Consider the following 23592-nt stretch of genomic DNA (forward strand, 5'->3'; position numbering starts at 1 on the left):
GGCCCCGGCGGTCAGCGCGGCCCCGGCGGCTTTGGCGGCGGTGGTGCTCCCGGCGGGGGAGGCGGGACGAAGGGCGGTCGCCGCAGAGGTTTCGGCGGCCTCGGAGCCCTCGGCGGGAGACCCGTGACCGTCACGTCCCAGGACACACCCGGATCCGGGTACGAGTACGGGGACGAGGCCGTCGGCGCCTCGGGGTCCGGCCACCCCGGGGCAGCGGAAGCCGGGGCGGAGGAAGGGCGGCGGCGGCCACGGGCCAGTACGGCCCCCACCGCACCCGCCACCGCCCCCCACGCCGCCCCCAGCACCAGGGCCAGCGGGACGGACCCGCGCAGCTCCACCCCGGCGTCGACCGCGTCCACCCCCAGCACGGCGAGCGACGCATCCGCCGACAGCGCCGTCAGCCACACCAGCGCCGCCAGCGCCACCGCCGTCACGGCCGACAGCCGCGCCGCGCACCCGGCGATCCCGCGCCCCGGGGTCCGTACGGCGGCCAGCACGCCCGCGTAGAGCAGCAGCAACCCGGCCCCCGCCACCAGCAGCCACACCCGCCCGTCGTACTCCGCGAGGCGGGCCACCGTCACCGGCTCCTGGGCGGAGCCCGCCAGCAGCTCGTCCAGCGGATCCGGCAGCAGCCGGGCCGGCGCACCGGTGGCCCGGCCGCTCAGCGGGACGAACAGCCCCAGCAGCACCCCCGCCCAGGCGCCGTTCGGCGCGCCCAGCAGGGCCGCCCCCAGCACCCGCCCGGGATGCTCGTCGCCCGCCGCCGCCCACACCGCCGCCGCCAGTCCGGCCGCCACCGCCACCAGCAGCACCGCCACCACCGCCGAGGCGGCCGGCCGCAGCCGCGCGAGCGGCTCGGGCCCGCGCCGCGAGACCGCCAGGGCCACCGCGAGCACCACCGCGGCCCACACCCCCGCGGCCCGCAGGGTCGGTCCCGGCTCCACCGAGAACCCCACCCGGGTCCGCGTCTCGATCAGGTCCCCGATGCGGTCCGGGAGCAGCCCGCCGATGTCCCCGATCCCCGGCACCTCGACCTTGACCGGGGTCCTCGGCAGCACGTCCCCGTCGAGGGTGACCACGTCGTGCCCGGCCCACGCCAGCACCCCCACCGCGGCGACGAACAGCGCCACGACCACCGCCGCCCGCGCCGGGAGCTCTCCGGGGGCGGCGCCAGCCCGCAGCGAGCGCAGGAACAGGTGCCCCAGCACCAGGGCTCCGGCCAGCCCCACCCCCAACGGCATGACGTCCAGCGAGGCTTCGGCGCCCGCACCGCCCGCCCCGAAGGCCGACACCGCACCCGAGGGGGTCACGGTGCCGCCCACGGCCAGGACCACCACGGCCGCGCTCATCGCCCCCAGCGAGCCTCCCGCCGCGTCGGCGCCGAGCAGGTGCAGCCCGAGCGCGGCGACCACGGCCATCGCCACCAGCGACCAGCCGGCAGTGGCGATGCCGGACACCAGGACGTCTCCCCAACGGATGCGGCGCATGAGCGGTCCCCCGATGTGTGCCGAGCGGGACCGCCGGGCGAGAAGTCCCGTATCTCACTCTCCGGGTGACTTTCGCCCCCGTCAACGGGCAGTCGTAGACGCCTCGGCAAGGCCCCGATTCCACATGTGGCCCCAGGCCTGAAATAGTTCCCCCGGATGTTCGCCATCCCTAGACTCCCTGACGTCATGGGGGATTCTCGGGGGACTTAAGTGGGGCTGGAGTGCCGGAACTCGTACTGGAATTGAATGGAAGGACCTGGACGCTCGATCCGTCCAGGTCGTACTCGCTGGGGCGCGATCCCCAGGGAGACGTGGTGATCGACGATGCCCGGGTGTCGTGGCGACACGCCACCATCAGCTGGAACGGCCGTGGTTGGGGCATCGAGGACCACGGCAGCACCAACGGCACCTACGTGCGCGGTGCTCGGGTGCAGCAGGCCGAGCTCGTGCCGGGCACGCCGGTTCACCTGGGCAACGCGACCGACGGCCCGCGGCTGAATCCCGTCGCCGCCGCGGCGCCCCAACCGGCCGTGGCCCAGCAGGCCCCGGCCCAGGCTCAGGCCCAGGCGGCCGCGTACGCCCAGCCGCAGGCCCCGGCGTACCAGGCCCCGCAGCAGCAGCAGCCCCAGCAGCACGCCTGGGACCAGCAGCCTCAGCAGCCGCACCTCCCGCACCAGCAGGGCGGCGGCCCCGCCGCGGCCCGCCCGGCGCAGGGGGCCGCCCCCCACCACGGGGGCGACCGCAGCCCGACGACGTTCCACCAGCTCTCGCTGGGTCACGTCATGCGGATCGGCCGTGCGCTGGAGAACGAACTGGTGGTCTCCGACCTCCAGGTCTCGCGCCACCACGCCGAGTTCCGCTCGATGCCCGGCGGCCGGTTCGAGATCCACGACCTGGGCAGCCACAACGGCACCTACGTCAACGGTCAGCCGCTGGCCAAGTCCGGCACCGCGCTGCTCGGCCCGAACGACATCGTCGGCGTCGGCCACTCGACGTTCCGGATCGTCGGTGACCGCCTCGAGGAGTTCGTCGACACCGGCGAGGTCTCCTTCTCGGCCCGCCACCTCACGGTCACGGTCGACGGCGGCAAGCAGATCCTCAAGGACGTCACCTTCGGCGTCCCGGAGAAGTCGCTGATCGGCGTCATCGGCCCGTCCGGCTCCGGAAAGTCGACCCTGCTCAAGGCGCTGACCGGCTACCGGCCCGCCGACCAGGGTGACGTCCTCTACGACAACCGCAACCTGTACAAGCAGTTCGCGGAGCTCCGTCAGCGCATCGGCCTGGTCCCGCAGGACGACATCCTGCACAAGGAACTGAAGGTCAGCACCGCCCTGAAGTACGCGGCCAAGCTCCGCTTCCCCGGCGACACCGCCGAGTCCGAGCGCGAGGCCCGCATCAACGAGGTGCTGCGCGAGCTCAAGCTCGACATCCACAAGGACAAGAAGATCACCTCGCTCTCGGGTGGTCAGCGCAAGCGCGTGTCCGTGGCCCTGGAGCTGCTCACCAAGCCGTCGCTGATCTTCCTGGACGAGCCGACCTCCGGCCTCGACCCGGGCATGGACCGCGACGTCATGCAGCTGCTGCGTGCCCTCGCCGACGACGGCCGTACGGTCCTCGTCGTCACCCACTCGGTCGCCGAGCTGGCCATCTGCGACAAGCTGCTGGTCATGGCCCCGGGCGGCTCGGTCGCGTACTTCGGCCCGCCGGACGAGGCGCTGAACTTCTTCGGCTACAGCACGTGGGCGGACGTCTTCTCGGCCTTCGAGAACTACCGCGACTACGACTGGGCCGGCCGCTGGAAGGGCTCGCAGCACTACCAGCTGTACGCCGCCGACATCGACGCGGTCGCCCCGCAGTCCGTCGCGATGCCGTCGCCGCAGCAGATGCGCCCGCCCAAGCCGCAGGGCTGGGGCTCGCAGCTGTGGACGCTGATCCGCCGCTACACGTCGGTGATCGCCTCCGACAAGGGCTTCATCGGCCTGATGCTGATCCTGCCCGCGGTCCTGGGCGTGGTCTCCACGGTCATCCCCGCGACCTTCGGCCTCGCGCCGCCGACGCCGCCGTCCCAGTTCAACGGCGACGCCGGCACGATCATGCTGATCCTCGCGGTCGGCATGTGCTTCTCGGGCGCCGCGAACTCGGTCCGTGAGCTGATCAAGGAACGCGTGATCTACGAGCGTGAGCGCGCGACGGGCCTGTCCCGGTCGGCGTACCTCATGTCGAAGGTGATCGTCCTCGGTGTCATCACGGCCATCCAGGGCGTGATCATCTGCGGGATCGGCTTCGCCCCCCGCGACCTGCCCGTCGAGGGCCTGCTGATGCCGCCGGCCGTCGAGCTCTGCGTGTCGGTCATCGCGCTCGGCTTCACGTCGATGATGTTCGGCCTGGTGATCTCCTCGCTGGTGAAGACCGCCGAGAAGACCATGCCGCTGCTGGTCATGTTCGCGATCGTCCAGGTCGTCTTCACCGGCATCCTCTTCCAGGTCTACGACTCCCCGGGCCTGGAGCAGTTCGCCTGGCTGATGCCGTCCCGCTGGGCCGTCGCCGCCGCCGGCACCACGCTGAACCTCGGCAAGCTCATGCCGCCGTGGGACCGCGACAACCCGACCAATACCGACCCGCTCTGGGACGCCACGGTCGGCCAGTGGAGCCTGAACATCACCATCCTGCTGCTCATCGGCATCGCCTGCGGCTTCGCGGTACAGCGCCTGCTGCGCCGCCACGAGCCCGAGGTCATGCGCGCCGGCAAGTAACCGGCAAGCGGTCCGCGAACGCGCGTACGCGAAAACGCCTGAGGGCGGCACCCGGTACTCCGGGGGCCGCCCTCAGGCGCATGGGGGGTCTTGATGCCGTCGGCGTCCTAGTAGGCGCTGTTGACGTTGTCCATCGAGCCGTAACGGTCGGCCGCGTAGTTGCAGGCGGCGACGATGTTGGCGACCGGGTCGTACTGGTCGAACTTGGTGCCCTTGACGTGGTACGCCTTGAAGGTCGGAAGGATGACCTGGAGCAGACCCTTGCTGGGGATGCCGTTCTGGGCGTTGATGTCCCAGTTGTTGATCGCCATCGGGTTGCCGCTGGACTCACGCATGACGTTCTTGTGGATGCCGGCGTAGGTGCCCGGGATGCCTTCCTTCTTCATGATGAAGAGGGCTTCCTTGATCCAGCCGTCCAGGTTGTTCGCGAAGACGGGGGTGCGGGCGGCGGAACGGCTCGCGGCCGCCTTCTGCTCGCGGTCCTTCTTCGCGGCGGCCTCGGCCTTGGCCTTGGCGTCAGCCTTGGCCTTGGCGTCCTGCGCCGCCTTGTCGGCGACGACCTGCTGCACGGAGAGGTGCTGCTGCACGGCCTTCGTCTGGGCGCCGTCGACGACCTGGGTCCAGGCGACGGGGGCGGCGGAGACCGTCTCGGCCTGGGCGGCGTCGGCCGGGACGAGGGAGAAGGCGAGCGCGGCGGCACTGAACGTGGCGACGCCGGCAATGGACAGCTTGTGTGCCTTCGTCAGACGACTGTGACCGGGAGTGCTGGAAGCAGACATGGCGGGGCAACCTCTTCGAATCGCGGGAGCCGCAGGAAGGCGCTGCGAGGATCCGGGGATCCGCAGCGCCGTGCGACGAGAGCAATTCTTAGCGGCGGCAAAATCCTGTGGCAAAGGTGTGACGTACGATCCTGCTTAGTGGATCAGGGCCGGGCGCCGAGGCCCGAATTCAGGCCTCGGCGCTACGTGCGCCCGTGCTGACAGGGTCTTTACGTGTCCACTAGGGAGCTTCGTAAGTGATGTGGGTCCTATGCCCGGGCTCACATCGAGCACGTAACGGCCTCACCATGCGTTGCTCAAGCAATGCATTCAGTGACCGGTCTCCTCCTTGAGTAGCAGGTGGACGTCCCCGAACTCGTGCCAAAGGCAGAGACGGGCCACCGCCTCCGCATACCCGAGCCGTACGGCGGCACGCCCCGCGACCGCCTCCAGCATCAGCAGATGGGACGCCTCGGGCTCGTGCAGCCCGGTCAGCAGCCCGTCCACCACCCGCACCCCGCGCTCCGGCGTCACCACCAGGTCCGTCCAGCCGCCGGCCGGGCGCACCCGGCCCTCCGCGTCCGCGGCCGACTCCAGGGCCCGCACCGCCGTGGTCCCCACCGCGATCACCCTCTCTCCCGTCGCCCGCGCCGCGTTCACGAGCCGCGCCGTGGCCGCGGGCACCTCGTACCGCTCCGGGTACGGCGGCTCGTGCGCCTCCTGCGAGGCCACGCCCGTGTGCAGGGTCAGCGGGGCGAACTGCACCCCCCGGCTGACCAGCCGCGCCACCAGCTCCGCCGTGAAGGGCCGGGCGGCGCTCGGCATCTCCGCCGACCCCGCCCCGTCGGCCCCCGGCACCGCGAACACCGTCTGGTAGGCCGACAGCGGCTGGTCCCGCTCCGTGTACGCGTACCGGATCGGCCGCCCGTGGGCCCGGAGCAGACCGGGCAGGTCCTCCGTCGATAGCCGTGCCCACCACAGCCGGTCCCCGCCCGCCGCGAGCGGCTCCTCCAGTACGAGGCGATGCCCGCCCGGCAGCTCCACCACGGCCCCGGCCGGCCCCCCGGCGTGCGGCAGGGTCGTGCCCCCGCCGGCCGGGGTCCGCAGCTCCACCGACCACCGGCCGTCATCGCCCCGGGTCGAGAAGTGCACCACCAGCGCCTCGCCGCCCAGCCGGGCGTCCACGGCGGCCGCCAGCGTGGCCGAGGTGTTCACCACCAGCACGTCCCCCGCGCGCAGCAGCTCCGGCAGCTCCCGGAAAGCGTGCAGCGACACCTCCGTACTGCCCCGCGACACCAGCAGCCGCACCGCGTCCCGGCCCAGCCCCGGCCCGCGCTGCTCAGCCGGCACCCGGGCCAGAAGGCCCGGCGGAATGTCCGTTATATACAGTCCCTTCTCTTGTAGCGCCCGGCGCCCGCTCACCGCCCCGCCCCCGCGCCCGCCCCCGCTTCCGGGCCCGCCACCGGCCCCTCCGTCAGTCGCTCCGCCGTGTACCGGCCGCTCGGCAGCCCCTCGGCCACCAGCCGCAGCAGCGCCGGCGCCACCTCCTCCGGCGCGGGCAGCCCCGCCAGGTCCTCCCCGGGCTCGGCCGCCGCCATCATCCGCGTCCGCATCGAACCCGGGTCCGCCCACCAGACCCGCAGCCCCGGCTCCTCCACGGCCAGCACGCCCGACATCAGATCCCCCGCCGCCTTGGTCGCCCCGTACGCCCCCCACGTCGCGTACGCCACCACCGCCGCGTCCGAGCTGATGTTGAGCACCGCACCGGCCGCCGAGGCCCGCAGCAGCGGCAGCCCCTCCTGGATCAGCCCCAGCGCCCCCACCACATTGACCTCGAAGGCCTCGCGCAGCCCGTCCAGCGGATGCACCGCCAGCGGCACCAACGGCTCCGCCCCGAGCGCCCCCGCGTTGTTCACCAGCAGATCCAGCCCGCCCAGCTCCCGCGCGGCCGCCACCAGCGCCGCCCGGTGCTCCCCCGAGGACACGTCCCCCGCCACCGCCCTGACCCGCACCCCGGCGGCTCGCTCCAGCTCGGCGGCGGCCTCCTTCAGCGCCCCCGAGCCCCGCGCGCTCAGCACCAGGTCCCAGCCGCAGGCCGCCAGCTCCCCGGCCAGCGCCCGCCCCAGTCCCCTCGACGCCCCCGTCACCATCGCCACCGACATGACCGCACCCCTCGCTCCGTCCCGACCAGCAGATGCCCCCAACCTAGGAACCCGGCCCCCGCCGCCGCCTCGGCCGCCGGCCCCACCCGTACCGGTCCGTTGGACCTACGACCACGGCCCGATCCCGCAGGTCACACGCCCGAGTACGGTGAGCGCATGCAGACCGGACCCCGTACTGGCCTGGCGGCCGTCAGCACCGCGCTGCTCGCCATGAGCCGCCGCCTCGAGGTACGCGACGTCCTGCGCACGATCGTCGTATCGGCCCGCGAGCTCCTGGACGCCGAGTACGCGGCCCTGGGCGTCCCGGACGACCACGGCGGCTTCGCCCAGTTCGTCGTGGACGGCATCAGCGCCGAACAGTGGCGCCGCATCGGCCCGCTGCCCCGCCAGCACGGCATCCTCGCCGCGATGCTCCACCAGGACGGCCCCGAGCGGCTGGCCGACGTACGCCAGGACCCGCGCTTCGAGGGCTGGCCGGCCGCCCACCCCGAGATGTCCGACTTCCTCGGCCTGCCCGTCCGGGACGGCGAGGAGACCCTCGGCTGCCTCTTCCTCGCCAACAAGCGCCGCGCCCCGGGCGGCGGGCACGGCTTCACCGACGAGGACGAGGAACTCCTCTCCCTCCTCGCCCAGCACGCGGCGATCGCGCTCACCAACGCCCGGCTCTACGAGCGCAGCCGCGAGCTCACGATCGCCGAGGAGCGCTCCCGGCTCGCCCACGAGCTGCACGACGCCGTCAGCCAGAAGCTCTTCTCGCTCCGACTCACCGCCCAGGCCGCCGCCGCCCTCGTGGACCGTGACCCGGCCCGCGCCAAGGACGAGCTCCAGCAGGTGGCCGCCCTGGCCGCGGAAGCCGCCGACGAACTGCGCGCCGCCGTGACCGAGCTGCGCCCGGCCGCGCTGGACGAGGACGGCCTGATCGCCACCCTGCGCACCCAGGTCCGCGTACTCGACCGCGCCCACAGCGCGCACGTCACCTTCACCTGTGACGGCGTACGCGCACTGCCCGCGACCCAGGAGGAAGCGCTCCTGAGGGTGGCGCAGGAGGCCCTCCACAACGCCCTGCGCCACTCGGGCGCCGACCGCGTGGAGGTGACACTGGCCCGGAGCCCCGCCGGAGGAGCGGTCCTCAGGGTCGTCGACTCCGGCAAGGGCTTCGACCCCCGGAGCGTCCGCCGCGCGGGCCGCCACCTGGGCCTGGTCTCCATGCGCGACCGGGCGAGCGGCGTCGGGGGCCGGCTCACCGTGCACTCGGAGCCCGGCAAGGGCACCACGATCGAGATGGAGGTCCCCGGTGGCTGACAGCGCCGGCCGAAGCGGAATCCGCGTACTGCTGGTCGACGACCACCAGGTGGTCCGCCGGGGGCTGCGCACGTTCCTGGAGGTCCAGGAGGACATCGAGGTGGTCGGCGAGGCCTCCGACGGCGAGGAGGGCATCGCCCGCGCCGAGGAGCTGCGGCCCGACGTGATCCTCATGGACATCAAGATGCCGGGCACCGACGGCATCGAGGCGCTGCGCAGACTGCGCGAGCTGGCGAACCCGGCGCGGGTGCTGATCGTCACCAGCTTCACGGAGCAGCGCACCGTGGTCCCCGCCCTGCGGGCGGGCGCGGCGGGATACGTCTACAAGGACATCGACCCCGACGCCCTGGCCGGAGCCATCCGCTCCGTCCACGCCGGGCACGTACTCCTCCAGCCGGAGGTGGCGGAGGTCCTGCTCGCCCAGGAGGACCAGAGCTCCTCCGCGGGCCGGCCGGGCTCGCTGACCGACCGCGAGCGCGAGGTCCTCGGTCTCATCGCGGACGGCCGCTCCAACCGGGAGATCGCCCGCGCGCTCGTCCTGTCCGAGAAGACCGTCAAGACGCACGTCTCGAACATCCTGATGAAGCTGGACCTCTCGGACCGGACCCAGGCCGCATTGTGGGCGGTCAGGCACGGAATCGCCGACTAGCCGACCGATCGACGACGTAAATCGGATCGTCTCGTTCCGGACTGAGATTCATACGGTCGGGTGTATGTAGCCCACATGGCGTATCCCGATCGCCGCGTGACCGTTCTCCATGGCGTGCCGCGACGGCTGGTCGCGGCAGACGTACTGGAGGACGAGAACGTGAAGAACTTCAAGAAGGCCGCAGCCGTCACCATGATCGCGGGCGGCCTCGTCGCCGCCGGCGCGGGTGTCTCCTCGGCGCACGGCGGTGCGTCGGCGGAGGGCGAGGCCCTGAACTCGCCCGGCGTGGCCTCCGGGAACCTGCTCCAGGTCCCGGTCCACGTCCCCGTGAACGTGGTCGGCAACTCGGTCAGCGTGATCGGCCTGCTCAACGGCGCCTTTGGCAACACCGGTGTGAACGCCTGACGCGCCGTTCCCTGACGCGGCCCCGCTTCCCCCCACCTCTCCCCGGGAAGCGGGGCCGCGGCCGTTTCCTGGCCAGGCCCCGTCCGGGCCTAGAGGTCCCGCTCGCGCTGCTCCACCGCCGCGTTGTACGCCGCGACGAGGGCCCGCCGGGCCACCCGCTCCACCGGCCGCAGGGCCTCGGCACGCGCCGCGATCTCCGAGGCGGCCACTGCGCCCCCGTGCCCCTTCTCGTACGCCAGCGACACCATCAGGTCCACCCGCTGCGCCAGCGCCAGCACCCGCACCGCCCTCGGCGGGTATCCCGGCGCCAGCACGTCACGCCCGGCCTCCGCCCGCGCCCGGTACGCCGACAACGCGGCCTCCGCCACCGGCCCGGACCCCGCCACGTCCAGCCGGGTCAGCGTCACGGTCGCCTCGCGCAGCGCCTCCGCCAGCTCCCGCTCCGCCTCGCCCAGCGAGGGCACGTCCGCCGGCGGTGCCTCCCGTACCGGCAGGCAGTGCCAGGTCACCGAGACGTGCACATCACCCTCGGGCCCGGCCTCGTACACCTCGGGCACCAGGCCCAGCGCGGCCCCGGCGCACACCACCGCCTCCTCCGCGTCCAGCGCCCGCGCGTTGAACTCCGCCGGACCGCTCAGCCCCAGCGGATGCCCCGGCGCCGGCAGCGCGACCCGCAGCCCGGTCACCCCCAGCGCCCGCATCCGCCCCAGCGCCAGTGTGAGCCCGACCGGACCCGATTCCCCCGGCAGCCCCGCCACCCGGTGCACGGCGTCCTCGCCCACGATCGACAACACGGCCTCGTCGGGCGAAACCAGACCGGCCAGCAAAGCGTTCCCCCAGGCGGCCAGCCGCCCTGAACGTGGTTCGAAAAGCATCCCCCAACTCTACGGACCCCCTTCCCGGCCCGGCCCCGGCCCCGGACCACTTCCCGAGTGGCGTAGGTTTTCCCCTGGGGCTGCGTCTACAGGCGCACAGACGAACCGACACTGCAAGGGGAGACAACGCGCTCATGAGCGATGTTCTGGAACTGGTGGACGTATCCGTGGTCCGCGAGGGCCGGGCTCTGGTGGACCAGGTCTCCTGGTCGGTGAAGGAGGGGGAGCGCTGGGTGATCCTCGGCCCCAACGGCGCCGGCAAGACCACGCTGCTGAACCTCGCCTCCAGCTACCTCTTCCCCACCAAGGGCACCGCCTCCATCCTCGGCAGCACCCTCGGCAAGGTGGACGTCTTCGAGCTGCGCCCCCGCATCGGCGTCGCGGGCATCGCCATGGCCGACAAGCTGCCCAAGCGGCAGACCGTCCTGCAGACCGTCCTCACCGCCGCCTACGGCATGACGGCGACCTGGCAGGAGGAGTACGAGGAGATCGACGAGCAGCGCGCCCGCGCCTTCCTCGACCGCCTCGGCATGACGGAGTACCTCGACCGCAAGTTCGGCACCCTCTCCGAGGGCGAGCGCAAGCGCACGCTGATCGCCCGTGCCCTGATGACCGACCCCGAGCTGCTGCTCCTCGACGAGCCCGCCGCCGGCCTGGACCTCGGCGGCCGCGAGGACCTCGTACGCCGCCTCGGCCGGCTCGCCCGCGACCCGCTCGCGCCCTCCATGGTCATGGTCACGCACCACGTCGAGGAGATCGCCCCCGGCTTCACCCACGTCCTGATGATCCGTCAGGGCAAGGTCGTCACCGCGGGCCCGATCGACCTCGAACTGACCTCCCGCAACCTCTCGCTCTGCTTCGGCCTCCCGCTGGTCGTCGAGCGCAACGGGAACGACCGCTGGACCGCCCAGGGCCTTCCCCTCGGCTAGTACGAGCCCCCGCACCCTGTCCCGACCGCGCCCACCCGACCTACCATGACCATGTGGACATCGACGCATGGGTGTGGTGGCTCATCGGCGCGGTCGGACTGGGCATTCCCCTCGTCCTGACCGCGATGCCGGAGTTCGGAATGTTCGCCGCCGGGGCGGTGGCGGCAGCCGTCACGGCGGCCGTCGGCGGGGGAGTGGTGGCCCAAGTCCTGGTCTTCGTGATCGTGTCGGTCGCGCTCATCGCCGTCGTACGGCCGATCGCCAACCGGCACCGCGACCAGCGGCCCCAACACCGCAGCGGAATCGATGCGTTGAAGGGCCGCAGCGCCGTCGTCCTCGAACGCGTCGACGGCGGCGGTGGCGGCCGCATCAAGCTCGCCGGCGAGATCTGGTCCGCGCGCACCCTCGACGCGGACAGCAGCTTCGAACCCGGCCAGTCGGTCGACGTCGTGGAGATCGACGGGGCGACCGCCGTCGTCATGTGACAAGCAGCCTGCTCGCGGGCCCCGGGTCTGCGAGACTCCGTTCAACGGGGCAGCACAGACAGCCGGAAGGGCACGGGGAACCGCATGCAACCGATCATCATCGTCCTGATCATTCTGGTGGTTCTGGTCTTCATCGCACTGGTCAAGACGATCCAGGTGATCCCGCAGGCCAGCGCCGCCATCGTCGAGCGGTTCGGCCGCTACACCCGCACCCTCAACGCGGGCCTCAACATCGTCGTCCCGTTCATCGACTCGATCCGCAACCGGATCGACCTCCGCGAACAGGTCGTCCCCTTCCCGCCGCAGCCGGTGATCACCCAGGACAACCTGGTCGTCAACATCGACACCGTCATCTACTACCAGGTGACCGACGCCCGCGCCGCGACGTACGAAGTGGCCAGCTACATCCAGGCCATCGAGCAGCTCACCGTGACCACGCTGCGCAACATCATCGGCGGCATGGACCTGGAGCGGACCCTCACTTCCCGCGAAGAGATCAACGCCGCCCTGCGCGGGGTCCTCGACGAGGCCACCGGCAAGTGGGGCATCCGCGTCAACCGCGTCGAGCTCAAGGCCATCGAGCCGCCGACCTCCATCCAGGACTCGATGGAGAAGCAGATGCGCGCCGACCGCGACAAGCGCGCCGCCATCCTCCAGGCCGAAGGTGTCCGGCAGTCCGAGATCCTGCGCGCCGAGGGTGAGAAGCAGTCCTCGATCCTCCGCGCCGAGGGTGACGCCAAGGCCGCCGCACTGCGCGCCGAGGGCGAGGCCCAGGCCATCCGTACGGTGTTCGAGTCCATCCACGCCGGCGACGCCGACCAGAAGCTCCTCGCCTACCAGTACCTCCAGATGCTCCCGAAGATCGCCGAAGGCGACGCCAACAAGCTCTGGATCGTGCCCAGCGAGATCGGAGACGCGCTCAAGGGCCTCTCGGGAGCCATGGGCAACTTCGGCCCGATGGGCGGCGGTTCCGGCTTCAACCCGCAGAGCTCCGGCAAGGACGGCGGCGGCATCCCCGCCGCACGGGACAAGGACGCCGCGGACCGCCGCGAGCAGCCCCCCATCGACTGAACCCGCCGCCCCTGCTGCATGATCGGTGAGGCCCCTCGACCTTCATGGCGGGGAGGCGACTCACTCATGCAAAGGGGATGGCACAGTCCATGTCCATCTGGGAATCACTCGCGGTCTTCGCCGCCGGCATCGGCGCGGGCACGATCAACACCATCGTCGGCTCCGGCACCCTGATCACCTTCCCGGTGCTGCTCGCCACCGGCCTGCCGCCGATCACCGCCAACGTGTCCAACACCCTTGGCCTGGTGCCCGGTTCGATCAGCGGAGCCATCGGCTACCGCAAGGAGCTCCAGGGCCAGCGCGCCCGCATCATCCGGCTCGGCTCCGTGTCCCTCGTCGGCGGACTCGCGGGCGCCGTCCTGCTCCTCACCCTGCCGTCCGACTCCTTCGACACGATCGTGCCCGTCCTCATCGGACTGGCCCTCGTACTCGTCGTCCTCCAGCCCCGGCTCGCCGCCGCCCTGCGCCGGCGCCAGGACGCCGCGGGAGGAGACACCGGCCACCCCGACGGCGGCCCCGCCCTGCTCTCCGGCATGCTGCTCGCCAGCGTGTACGGAGGCTACTTCGGGGCCGCCCAGGGCGTGCTCTACGTCGGCCTGATGGGCCTGCTGCTCCGCGAGGACCTGCAACGGATCAACGCCGTGAAGAACGTCATCGCGGCCTTGGTGAACGGCATCGCCGCCGTCCTCTTCCTCTTCGTCGCCACCTTCGACTGGACGGCCGTCCTCCTCATCGCCGTCGGCTCCACCATCGGCGGGCAGATCGGCGCCAAGGTCGGCCGCCGCCTCTCGCCGACCGTCCTGCGCGGAGTCATCGTCACGGTCGGCATCATCGCCATCGTCCAGCTGCTGGTCCACTGAGCGACGTAGCAGAGTTACGTCGCCCAGCGGGCCCGATCACGCGGCAGACGGGGCATACGAGGAGGCGGAACGCTCCAGCCACTCCGGCAGGGCCTCCCGCCCAGCCACCCCCAGAGCCAGCAGCATGGCGTCCGCCGGAGACGGCACGAAGGGCTTCCGGAGGAGCGGCATCCCCGCCTCCTCCGGAGTCCGGGCCGCCTTGCGGTGGTTGTCCTCGGCGCACGAGGCCACCGTGTTCAGCCAGGTGTCCCCACCCCCCTGCGCCCGCGGCAGCACGTGGTCCACGGTCGTCGCGCGCTTCCCGCAGTACGCGCACCGGTGTTGGTCCCGGACCAACACCCCCCTCCGCGACCAGGGAGCATGTCTTCGGAAGGGCACCCGCACGTACCTGCAGAGTCTGATCACACGGGGCAACGGAAGCTCCATCGTGGCAGCGCGCACGCGCAGCTCGGGATGCGACTGTTCGACCACGGCCTTGTCCTGGAGCACCAGAACCACCGCCCGGTTCAGGGTCACCGTCGACAGCGGCTCGAAGCTCGCATTCAGCACCAGCGTGTCCCGCATCTCGCCCACCTCCCGTGTGCAGGCCCGCGACCACCTTTGTGGCAGGGCCCGCGACCACTCTGGCCGCGCGCGCCACGCGGGACAACGCAATAAAAATGCCCGGTCCTGGCCGTCTTTAGACCAGGACCGGGCAAACGCTCGGGGAACGATCAGCGGGCAGGTGCCTCGTACTCACCGATCAGCTGGGCGCGCCCGAGCGCGTGGAAGCGCAGATTGAACCCGACCACGGCCGGAGACACGTCGTCCGCGGGACCGAGCTTCTCCTGATCCACCGCGTACACGGTGAAGACGTACCGGTGCCGCTCCCCGGCCGGCGGCGCCGCCCCGCCGAAGTCCTTGGTCCCGTAGTCGTTCCGCACGTGCACGGCCCCGGCCGGCAGCCCCTCGAACTTCCCGCTGCCCGCCCCGGCCGGCAGCTCGGTGACCGAGACCGGCAGATCGAAGAGCACCCAGTGCCAGAACCCGCTGCCCGTGGGCGCGTCCGGGTCGAAGCACGTCACGGCGAAGCTCTTCGTCCCCTCCGGGAACCCCTCCCACCGCAGCTGCGGCGAGACGTTCCCGCCCGAGAGCACCTGAGCCTCACCCAGATCGGCACCCGGTGCGAGGTCCGCACTGGTCACGGTGAAGGTGTGCACCTCGGGATGGAAGTCGTGCGGAAGAGGTGCCTTGCCCTGCTCGGTCACTACAGAACCTCCAGTCGGATCACGAAGCCGTCGTCCACGTCAGAGCCAGTTGCGCTGGGAACCCACGGAGGCGATCCACTGGTTCAGGTACGCCGCCCAGTCGGTCTGCTGGTACGACTGCAGGCCCACCTGGAAGCAGCGGTAGGTGTCACTGCCCTCGCTGAACAGCCCCGGCTTCTTGTCCATCTCCAGGACGACGTCCATCTCCCGGCCGTCCGAGACGAAGGTGAGCTCGACCTGGTTCAGCCCCCGATACTGCGACGGCGGCAGGAACTCGATCTCCTGGTAGAAGGGCAGCGTCTGCCGCGTCCCGCGGATGTGCCCGCGCTCCATGTCCGCGCTGCGGAAGGAGAAGCCCAGCTGCCGGAACGCGTCGAGGATCGCCTGCTGCGCCGGCACCGGGTGCACGTTGATCGGGTCGAGGTCGCCCGCGTCGACCGCACGCGCGATCTCCAGCTCGGTGCTCACCCCGATGTTCATCCCGTGCAGGTGCTGACCCCCGAAGTGGGTGATCGGCGTCTCCCAGGGGATCTCCAGCCCGAAGGGCACCACGTGCACCGCGCCGGCCTGCACCTGGAACGCACCGCCGAGGCGCTGCTTGGTGAAGACGACGTCCTGCTTGTACTCCTGGTCACCACCCTCGACCTCGACCCGCGCCTGCAGCCCGACGGACAGCCCCTCGATCTGCTGCTCCACGGACCCGCCCTGGATCCGGACCTCGCCCTGGACGATCCCGCCCGGTACGACGTTCGGCTCGGTGATGACCGTGTCCACCGAGGCACCACCGGCACCCAGGCTCGCGAACAGCTTCTTGAACCCCATGCTCTGACTCCCCTTGAAGGCTTGTGCGACTACCCCTTACCAACGCGGAACCTTAGGCCCCGGTTGCAGGGATACGCGTTCCACTACGCTCGACCGGATGAGCGCGCGCCCCGACCGTACGCCCCTGCCCCGGCCCTTCTTCGACCGCCCGGTCCTCACCGTGGCCCCGGACCTCCTCGGCCGCACCCTGGTCCGCCGTACTCCGGACGGCCCCATCGAACTGCGCATCACGGAGGTGGAGGCGTACGAGGGCGAGTCCGACCCGGGCTCCCACGCGTACCGCGGCCGCACGGCACGCAACGCATCCATGTTCGGTCCGCCCGGACACGCGTACGTCTATTTCATCTACGGCATGTGGTTCAGCCTCAACCTGGTGTGCGGTCCGCCCGGCCACGCGAGCGGCGTACTGCTGCGCGCGGGTGAGATCACTGTGGGCGCCGACCTGGCAGCCAAACGCCGAGTTTCCGCCAGATACCCAAGGGAACTCGCCAAAGGCCCGGCCCGGCTTGCCACCGCCCTGGACGTGGACCGCTCCCTCGACGGCACCGACCTCTGCGGCGGCCCCGATTCCCCTCTGTCCCTCCTCGCGGGCATCCCCACCTCGCCGGACCTGGTGAGCAGCGGCCCGCGCACCGGAGTAAGCGGCGCCGGCGCAGCCCATCCGTACCGTTTCTGGATCACCCACGACCCGACGGTGAGCCCGTACCGAGCCCACGCGCCACGCCGCCGCTCAACTTGACTCGGCTCTGCCGGACGCCTAACGTAGCCCGAGCCGCTTGAACGGGGCACTGCCATCGGCAGACCTCCGGCGGCCAACCCACTACCTACGACTTACCCCTGGCGGGGTCCTATTCGGCATGCCCGAATTTCTCTGCCGGCCGCTCGATTATGAATGGCAAGGGATAAGCGCTAACGTAGCGGAGCGCCGAAAGGCACAGACCCTCCAACGGTCACCGAATTCAAATCCAAACCGACTGCGACTTTCGAGAAGCAGGGCGCGGAAATGATCTGGTAGAGTTGGAAACACAGAACGAAAGCCCGGAGGAAAGCCCGAGAGGGTGAGTACAAAGGAAGCGTCCGTTCCTTGAGAACTCAACAGCGTGCCAAAAATCAACGCCAAAAGTTGATACCCCGTCCACTTCGGTGGATGAGGTTCCTTTGAAAAAGACCTGTGAGGCTCCGTTTCGGGGTGCTTGCAGGCAATTACACAGCGAGGACGCAGTGGTCAGTCGGTCTTATTCCGACCATGACTGGCCCGCTCTACGTGATGTGTGCACCCGATTACGGGTAAACATTCATGGAGAGTTTGATCCTGGCTCAGGACGAACGCTGGCGGCGTGCTTAACACATGCAAGTCGAACGATGAAGCCCTTCGGGGTGGATTAGTGGCGAACGGGTGAGTAACACGTGGGCAATCTGCCCTTCACTCTGGGACAAGCCCTGGAAACGGGGTCTAATACCGGATACCACTCCTGCCTGCATGGGCAGGGGTTGAAAGCTCCGGCGGTGAAGGATGAGCCCGCGGCCTATCAGCTTGTTGGTGGGGTAATGGCCCACCAAGGCGACGACGGGTAGCCGGCCTGAGAGGGCGACCGGCCACACTGGGACTGAGACACGGCCCAGACTCCTACGGGAGGCAGCAGTGGGGAATATTGCACAATGGGCGAAAGCCTGATGCAGCGACGCCGCGTGAGGGATGACGGCCTTCGGGTTGTAAACCTCTTTCAGCAGGGAAGAAGCGAAAGTGACGGTACCTGCAGAAGAAGCGCCGGCTAACTACGTGCCAGCAGCCGCGGTAATACGTAGGGCGCAAGCGTTGTCCGGAATTATTGGGCGTAAAGAGCTCGTAGGCGGCTTGTCACGTCGGATGTGAAAGCCCGAGGCTTAACCTCGGGTCTGCATTCGATACGGGCTAGCTAGAGTGTGGTAGGGGAGATCGGAATTCCTGGTGTAGCGGTGAAATGCGCAGATATCAGGAGGAACACCGGTGGCGAAGGCGGATCTCTGGGCCATTACTGACGCTGAGGAGCGAAAGCGTGGGGAGCGAACAGGATTAGATACCCTGGTAGTCCACGCCGTAAACGTTGGGAACTAGGTGTTGGCGACATTCCACGTCGTCGGTGCCGCAGCTAACGCATTAAGTTCCCCGCCTGGGGAGTACGGCCGCAAGGCTAAAACTCAAAGGAATTGACGGGGGCCCGCACAAGCGGCGGAGCATGTGGCTTAATTCGACGCAACGCGAAGAACCTTACCAAGGCTTGACATATACCGGAAAGCATTAGAGATAGTGCCCCCCTTGTGGTCGGTATACAGGTGGTGCATGGCTGTCGTCAGCTCGTGTCGTGAGATGTTGGGTTAAGTCCCGCAACGAGCGCAACCCTTGTCCTGTGTTGCCAGCATGCCCTTCGGGGTGATGGGGACTCACAGGAGACCGCCGGGGTCAACTCGGAGGAAGGTGGGGACGACGTCAAGTCATCATGCCCCTTATGTCTTGGGCTGCACACGTGCTACAATGGCCGGTACAATGAGCTGCGATACCGTGAGGTGGAGCGAATCTCAAAAAGCCGGTCTCAGTTCGGATTGGGGTCTGCAACTCGACCCCATGAAGTCGGAGTCGCTAGTAATCGCAGATCAGCATTGCTGCGGTGAATACGTTCCCGGGCCTTGTACACACCGCCCGTCACGTCACGAAAGTCGGTAACACCCGAAGCCGGTGGCCCAACCCGTAAGGGAGGGAGCTGTCGAAGGTGGGACTGGCGATTGGGACGAAGTCGTAACAAGGTAGCCGTACCGGAAGGTGCGGCTGGATCACCTCCTTTCTAAGGAGCACAGTACCGATTGCAGACAAATGTTCTGCACGGTCAGCTCATGGGTGGAACGTTGATTATTTGGCACGGTTTCTGAAACTTCCTGTGAGTACTGCTTCGGCGTGGAAAACAGTGACAGTGGACGGGATCGTGTCTGGCACGTTGTTGGGTCCTGAAGGTACGGCCGTGAGGTCATGTCTTCAGTGCCGGCCCCAGTGAACTCACTAGCTTGTCTGGTGGGGTGATGGGTGGCTGGTCGTTGTTTGAGAACTACACAGTGGACGCGAGCATCTGTGGCCAAGTTTTTAAGGGCGCACGGTGGATGCCTTGGCACCAGGAACCGATGAAGGACGTGAGAGGCCGCGATAGGCCCCGGGGAGCTGCCAACTGAGCTTTGATCCGGGGGTGTCCGAATGGGGAAACCCGGCAGTCGTCATGGGCTGTCACCCATGCCTGAACACATAGGGCATGTGGAGGGAACGCGGGGAAGTGAAACATCTCAGTACCCGCAGGAAGAGAAAACAACCGTGATTCCGGGAGTAGTGGCGAGCGAAACCGGATGAGGCCAAACCGTATGCGTGTGATACCCGGCAGGGGTTGCGCATGCGGGGTTGTGGGAATTCTTTTGATCGGTCTGCCGGCCGGTCGGCGAGTCAGAAACCGTTGATGTAGTCGAAGGACATGCGAAAGGTCCGGCGTAGAGGGTAAGACCCCCGTAGACGAAACATCAGCGGCTTGCTTAAGAATCTCCCAAGTAGCACGGGGCCCGAGAAATCCCGTGTGAATCTGGCGGGACCACCCGCTAAGCCTAAATATTCCCTGGTGACCGATAGCGGATAGTACCGTGAGGGAATGGTGAAAAGTACCGCGGGAGCGGAGTGAAATAGTACCTGAAACCGTGTGCCTACAAGCCGTGGGAGCGTCGCCGTTGTTCTTCGGAACAACGGTCGTGACTGCGTGCCTTTTGAAGAATGAGCCTGCGAGTTAGCGGTGTGTAGCGAGGTTAACCCGTGTGGGGAAGCCGTAGCGAAAGCGAGTCCGAATAGGGCGATTGAGTTGCACGCTCTAGACCCGAAGCGGAGTGATCTAGCCATGGGCAGGTTGAAGCGGAGGTAAGACTTCGTGGAGGACCGAACCCACCAGGGTTGAAAACCTGGGGGATGACCTGTGGTTAGGGGTGAAAGGCCAATCAAACTCCGTGATAGCTGGTTCTCCCCGAAATGCATTTAGGTGCAGCGTCGTGTGTTTCTTGCCGGAGGTAGAGCACTGGATAGGCGATGGGCCCTACCGGGTTACTGACCTTAGCCAAACTCCGAATGCCGGTAAGTGAGAGCACGGCAGTGAGACTGTGGGGGATAAGCTCCATGGTCGAGAGGGAAACAGCCCAGAGCATCGACTAAGGCCCCTAAGCGTACGCTAAGTGGGAAAGGATGTGGAGTCGCAGAGACAACCAGGAGGTTGGCTTAGAAGCAGCCACCCTTGAAAGAGTGCGTAATAGCTCACTGGTCAAGTGATTCCGCGCCGACAATGTAGCGGGGCTCAAGCGTACCGCCGAAGTCGTGTCATTGCAGCAATAGGGCCAACGCCCGCTGTGATGGGTAGGGGAGCGTCGTGTGCCGGGTGAAGCAGCAGCGGAAGCTAGTTGTGGACGGTTCACGAGTGAGAATGCAGGCATGAGTAGCGATACACACGTGAGAAACGTGTGCGCCGATTGACTAAGGGTTCCTGGGTCAAGCTGATCTGCCCAGGGTAAGTCGGGACCTAAGGCGAGGCCGACAGGCGTAGTCGATGGACAACCGGTTGATATTCCGGTACCCGCTTTGAAACGCCCAATATCGAATCAGGCGATGCTAAGTCCGTGAAGCCGTTCCGGACCCTTCGGGGAAAGGAAAGTGGTGGAGCCGACGAACCAGACTTGTAGTAGGTAAGCGATGGGGTGACGCAGGAAGGTAGTCCAGCCCGGGCGGTGGTAGTCCCGGGGTAAGGGTGTAGGCCGAGGGGTAGGCAAATCCGTCCCTCATTAAGGCTGAGACCTGATGCCGAGCCGATTGTGGTGAAGTGGATGATCCTATGCTGTCGAGAAAAGCCTCTAGCGAGTTTCATGGCGGCCCGTACCCTAAACCGACTCAGGTGGTCAGGTAGAGAATACCGAGGCGTTCGGGTGAACTATGGTTAAGGAACTCGGCAAAATGCCCCCGTAACTTCGGGAGAAGGGGGGCCATCACTGGTGAGGGAACTTGCTTCCTGAGCTGGGGGTGGCCGCAGAGACCAGCGAGAAGCGACTGTTTACTAAAAACACAGGTCCGTGCGAAGCCGTAAGGCGATGTATACGGACTGACGCCTGCCCGGTGCTGGAACGTTAAGGGGACCGGTTAGTGCGCTTTCGGGCGTGCGAAGCTGAGAACTTAAGCGCCAGTAAACGGCGGTGGTAACTATAACCATCCTAAGGTAGCGAAATTCCTTGTCGGGTAAGTTCCGACCTGCACGAATGGCGTAACGACTTCTCGACTGTCTCAACCATAGGCCCGGTGAAATTGCACTACGAGTAAAGATGCTCGTTTCGCGCAGCAGGACGGAAAGACCCCGGGACCTTTACTATAGTTTGATATTGGTGTTCGGTTCGGCTTGTGTAGGATAGGTGGGAGACTTTGAAACCCCAACGCCAGTTGGGGTGGAGTCGCCGTTGAAATACCACTCTGGTCGTGCTGGATGTCTAACCTCGGTCCGTGATCCGGATCAGGGACAGTGTCTGATGGGTAGTTTAACTGGGGCGGTTGCCTCCCAAAGGGTAACGGAGGCGCCCAAAGGTTCCCTCAGCCTGGTTGGCAATCAGGTGTTGAGTGTAAGTGCACAAGGGAGCTTGACTGTGAGACCGACGGGTCGAGCAGGGACGAAAGTCGGGACTAGTGATCCGGCGGTGGCTTGTGGAAGCGCCGTCGCTCAACGGATAAAAGGTACCCCGGGGATAACAGGCTGATCTTCCCCAAGAGTCCATATCGACGGGATGGTTTGGCACCTCGATGTCGGCTCGTCGCATCCTGGGGCTGGAGTCGGTCCCAAGGGTTGGGCTGTTCGCCCATTAAAGCGGTACGCGAGCTGGGTTTAGAACGTCGTGAGACAGTTCGGTCCCTATCCGCTGTGCGCGTAGGAATATTGAGAAGGGCTGTCCCTAGTACGAGAGGACCGGGACGGACGAACCTCTGGTGTGCCAGTTGTCCTGCCAAGGGCATGGCTGGTTGGCTACGTTCGGGAGGGATAACCGCTGAAAGCATCTAAGCGGGAAGCCTGCTTCAAGATGAGTATTCCCACCTCCTTGAGAGGGTAAGGCTCCCAGTAGACGACTGGGTTGATAGGCCAGATGTGGAAGCCCGGTAACGGGTGAAGCTGACTGGTACTAATAGGCCGAGGGCTTGTCCTCAGTTGCTCGCGTCCACTGTGTTAGTTCTGAAGCAACGAACAGTTGCTGGTTTCTAGAGCTAGAACATAACTACAAAGTGTGCTTGTTCGCTCGAAACCGATAGGGTTTCGGTGGTCATAGCGTTAGGGAAACGCCCGGTTACATTCCGAACCCGGAAGCTAAGCCTTTCAGCGCCGATGGTACTGCAGGGGGGACCCTGTGGGAGAGTAGGACGCCGCCGAACAATCTTTCAAAGGACCCTTGGTCCAGCGTTCAACGCTGGACCAAGGGTCCTTTTTGTTTTTCACCTCTTTACGCCGAAGCGCGGCCATGGGTTGGTTGCGCGAGAATGACTAGCGGTACCCCGAAGACAGGAGTCACACCCATGTCCAACTCTCCCGACGATCGTCCGGAGCGCGAGCCTCGGCGCAACGACGGCGGTGACAGGGGCGGCTACCGCGGGGGCCGTGACGACCGTGGCGGCGACCGTCCCCCGTTCCGTCGTGACGACCGTGGTGGTCGCCCGGCCGGCGGTGCCGGTGCCGGTGGCGGCTTCCGTCGCGATGACCGTGGCGGTCGTCCCTCCGGCGGCGGCGGTGGCGGCTTCCGCCGTGACGACCGTGGCGGCGATCGCCCGTCGTACCCCCGTCGTGATGACGACCGCGGTGGGTTCCGCGGCGGCCGTGACGACCGTGGCGGCGACCGTCCGTCCTTCCCGCGCCGTGACGACCGTGGTGGCGACCGTCCCACGGGTGGCGGCTTCCGTCGCGATGACCGTGGCGACCGTCCCTCCGGCGGCGGCGGTGGCGGCTTCCGCCGTGACGACCGTGGCGGCGACCGTCCGTCCTTCCCCCGTCGTGATGACCGTGGTGGGGACCGCCCCGCGGGCGGCGGTTTCCGTCGTGACGACCGTGGCGACCGTCCCTCCGGTGGTGGCGGCGGCTTCCGCCGTGACGACCGTGGCGGCGACCGTCCGTCGTACCCCCGTCGTGATGACCGTGGTGGCGACCGTCCGAGCTACCCGCGTCGTGATGACGACCGTGGTGGGTTCCGCGGCGGCCGTGACGACCGTGGTGGCGACCGTCCGTCCTACCCGCGCCGTGACGACCGCGGTGGCGACCGTCCGTCCTTCCCCCGTCGTGACGACCGTGGTGGGGACCGCCCCGCGGGCGGCGGTTTCCGTCGTGACGACCGTGGCGACCGTCCCTCCGGTGGTGGCGGCGGCTTCCGCCGTGACGACCGTGGCGGCGACCGTCCGTCGTACCCCCGTCGTGATGACCGTGGTGGCGACCGTCCGAGCTACCCGCGTCGTGATGACGACCGTGGTGGGTTCCGCGGCGGCCGTGACGACCGTGGCGGGGACCGTCCGTCCTACCCGCGCCGTGACGACCGCGGTGGCGACCGTCCCGCAGGCGGCGGCTTCCGTCGTGATGACCGTGGTGGCGACCGTCCGAGCTACCCGCGTCGTGATGACGACCGTGGTGGGTTCCGCGGCGGCCGTGACGACCGTGGTGGCGACCGTCCGTCCTACCCGCGCCGTGACGACCGTGGCGGCGAGCGTCCCTCCGGTGGCGGTGGCGGCT

17 protein-coding genes, 3 rRNA genes and 1 pseudogene are annotated in these 23592 nt (G+C 68.2%); 13 read left to right on the forward strand and 8 right to left on the reverse strand.

The genetic code is table 11. From position 1 onward, the window contains the following. Positions 1 to 11: 11 nt before the first annotated feature. Complete coding sequence (locus JIW86_RS29995) at positions 12 to 1487, reverse strand: streptophobe family protein (protein WP_257556917.1); 1476 nt, start codon at positions 1485 to 1487, stop codon at positions 12 to 14. A 242-nt stretch (positions 1488 to 1729) separates the two neighbouring features. On the opposite strand from JIW86_RS29995, the gene JIW86_RS30000 reads away from it, so the two are divergent. Then, positions 1730 to 4240 carry an FHA domain-containing protein gene (locus JIW86_RS30000; RefSeq protein WP_257559488.1) on the forward strand — a complete coding sequence of 837 codons (2511 nt, stop codon included), beginning with the start codon at positions 1730 to 1732 and terminating at the stop codon, positions 4238 to 4240. 107 nt (positions 4241 to 4347) lie between these two features. Here the strand turns inward: JIW86_RS30000 and JIW86_RS30005 are convergent, their stop codons facing one another. The 3 genes from JIW86_RS30005 to JIW86_RS30015 all read right to left on the reverse strand — a co-directional run bounded on the left by JIW86_RS30005 (position 4348) and on the right by JIW86_RS30015 (position 7160). Continuing rightward, complete coding sequence (locus JIW86_RS30005) at positions 4348 to 5019, reverse strand: transglycosylase SLT domain-containing protein (RefSeq protein WP_215143617.1); 672 nt, start codon at positions 5017 to 5019, stop codon at positions 4348 to 4350. Positions 5020 to 5328: 309 nt separating this feature from the next. After that, the gene (locus tag JIW86_RS30010) at positions 5329 to 6420 is read right to left on the reverse strand and encodes an S-adenosylmethionine:tRNA ribosyltransferase-isomerase (protein WP_416237618.1); all 1092 of its coding nucleotides are present in this window, start codon (positions 6418 to 6420) and stop codon (positions 5329 to 5331) included. Further along, the gene (locus tag JIW86_RS30015; protein ID WP_257556918.1) at positions 6417 to 7160 is read right to left on the reverse strand and encodes an SDR family NAD(P)-dependent oxidoreductase; all 744 of its coding nucleotides are present in this window, start codon (positions 7158 to 7160) and stop codon (positions 6417 to 6419) included. Before JIW86_RS30015 ends, JIW86_RS30010 begins: the two co-directional genes overlap by 4 nt. Before the next feature lie 156 nt (positions 7161 to 7316). Between JIW86_RS30015 and JIW86_RS30020 the strand changes: the two genes are divergently transcribed. From JIW86_RS30020 to JIW86_RS30030, 3 genes are all read left to right on the forward strand, one after another. Then, positions 7317 to 8462 carry a GAF domain-containing sensor histidine kinase gene (locus tag JIW86_RS30020; RefSeq protein ID WP_257556919.1) on the forward strand — a complete coding sequence of 382 codons (1146 nt, stop codon included), beginning with the start codon at positions 7317 to 7319 and terminating at the stop codon, positions 8460 to 8462. Continuing rightward, on the forward strand, positions 8455 to 9111 hold the full coding sequence (locus JIW86_RS30025; RefSeq protein ID WP_257556920.1) for a response regulator: 657 nt from the start codon (positions 8455 to 8457) through the stop codon (positions 9109 to 9111). Before JIW86_RS30020 ends, JIW86_RS30025 begins: the two co-directional genes overlap by 8 nt. A 159-nt stretch (positions 9112 to 9270) precedes the next feature. After that, complete coding sequence (locus JIW86_RS30030) at positions 9271 to 9516, forward strand: chaplin (RefSeq protein WP_215143645.1); 246 nt, start codon at positions 9271 to 9273, stop codon at positions 9514 to 9516. An 89-nt stretch (positions 9517 to 9605) separates the two neighbouring features. On the opposite strand, the gene JIW86_RS30035 is transcribed toward JIW86_RS30030, so the two are convergent. Further along, positions 9606 to 10391, reverse strand: coding sequence for a hypothetical protein (locus tag JIW86_RS30035; protein ID WP_215143626.1), 786 nt, complete (start codon positions 10389 to 10391; stop codon positions 9606 to 9608). A gap of 134 nt (positions 10392 to 10525) precedes the next feature. Here JIW86_RS30035 and JIW86_RS30040 point away from each other — a divergent pair, with 134 nt between their 5' ends. From JIW86_RS30040 to JIW86_RS30055, 4 genes are all read left to right on the forward strand, one after another. Beyond that, complete coding sequence (locus tag JIW86_RS30040) at positions 10526 to 11320, forward strand: ABC transporter ATP-binding protein (RefSeq protein ID WP_257556921.1); 795 nt, start codon at positions 10526 to 10528, stop codon at positions 11318 to 11320. 53 nt (positions 11321 to 11373) lie between these two features. Beyond that, a complete protein-coding gene (locus JIW86_RS30045) occupies positions 11374 to 11805 on the forward strand; it encodes an NfeD family protein (RefSeq protein WP_215143630.1) in 432 nt (143 codons plus the stop codon). Positions 11806 to 11889: 84 nt separating this feature from the next. Further along, complete coding sequence (locus tag JIW86_RS30050; RefSeq protein WP_215143632.1) at positions 11890 to 12876, forward strand: SPFH domain-containing protein; 987 nt, start codon at positions 11890 to 11892, stop codon at positions 12874 to 12876. A gap of 89 nt (positions 12877 to 12965) precedes the next feature. Next, positions 12966 to 13736: a sulfite exporter TauE/SafE family protein gene (locus JIW86_RS30055; RefSeq protein WP_257556922.1), complete on the forward strand. Its 771-nt coding sequence runs from the start codon at positions 12966 to 12968 to the stop codon at positions 13734 to 13736. Positions 13737 to 13772: 36 nt separating this feature from the next. On the opposite strand, the gene JIW86_RS30060 is transcribed toward JIW86_RS30055, so the two are convergent. The 3 genes from JIW86_RS30060 to JIW86_RS30070 form a co-directional block, all read right to left on the reverse strand. Further along, positions 13773 to 14300: an HNH endonuclease gene (locus JIW86_RS30060; protein WP_257556923.1), complete on the reverse strand. Its 528-nt coding sequence runs from the start codon at positions 14298 to 14300 to the stop codon at positions 13773 to 13775. A gap of 149 nt (positions 14301 to 14449) precedes the next feature. Next, positions 14450 to 14983, reverse strand: coding sequence for a YbhB/YbcL family Raf kinase inhibitor-like protein (locus JIW86_RS30065; protein ID WP_215143639.1), 534 nt, complete (start codon positions 14981 to 14983; stop codon positions 14450 to 14452). A 39-nt stretch (positions 14984 to 15022) separates the two neighbouring features. Further along, positions 15023 to 15805 (reverse strand): sporulation protein, encoded by a 783-nt coding sequence (locus JIW86_RS30070; protein WP_215143641.1) that lies wholly within the window; start codon positions 15803 to 15805, stop codon positions 15023 to 15025. A gap of 97 nt (positions 15806 to 15902) precedes the next feature. On the opposite strand from JIW86_RS30070, the gene JIW86_RS30075 reads away from it, so the two are divergent. The 5 genes and pseudogenes from JIW86_RS30075 to JIW86_RS42210 form a co-directional block, all read left to right on the forward strand. Next, positions 15903 to 16544, forward strand: coding sequence for a DNA-3-methyladenine glycosylase (locus JIW86_RS30075; RefSeq protein ID WP_257556925.1), 642 nt, complete (start codon positions 15903 to 15905; stop codon positions 16542 to 16544). 555 nt (positions 16545 to 17099) lie between these two features. Then, positions 17100 to 18624 (forward strand): 16S ribosomal RNA (locus tag JIW86_RS30080). Between the two features lie 283 nt (positions 18625 to 18907). Continuing rightward, positions 18908 to 22030 (forward strand): 23S ribosomal RNA (locus tag JIW86_RS30085). 106 nt (positions 22031 to 22136) lie between these two features. Beyond that, a 5S ribosomal RNA gene (rrf, locus tag JIW86_RS30090) occupies positions 22137 to 22253 on the forward strand. Together the 16S, 23S and 5S rRNA genes form the textbook arrangement of a ribosomal RNA operon. 516 nt (positions 22254 to 22769) lie before the next feature. Beyond that, positions 22770 to 23447, forward strand: a pseudogene (locus JIW86_RS42210) (tetratricopeptide repeat protein); the annotation flags it as partial. Positions 23448 to 23592: the final 145 nt, after the last annotated feature.

The sequence above is a fragment of the Streptomyces sp. NBC_00162 genome, from assembly GCF_024611995.1.
Lineage (GTDB): Bacteria > Actinomycetota > Actinomycetes > Streptomycetales > Streptomycetaceae > Streptomyces.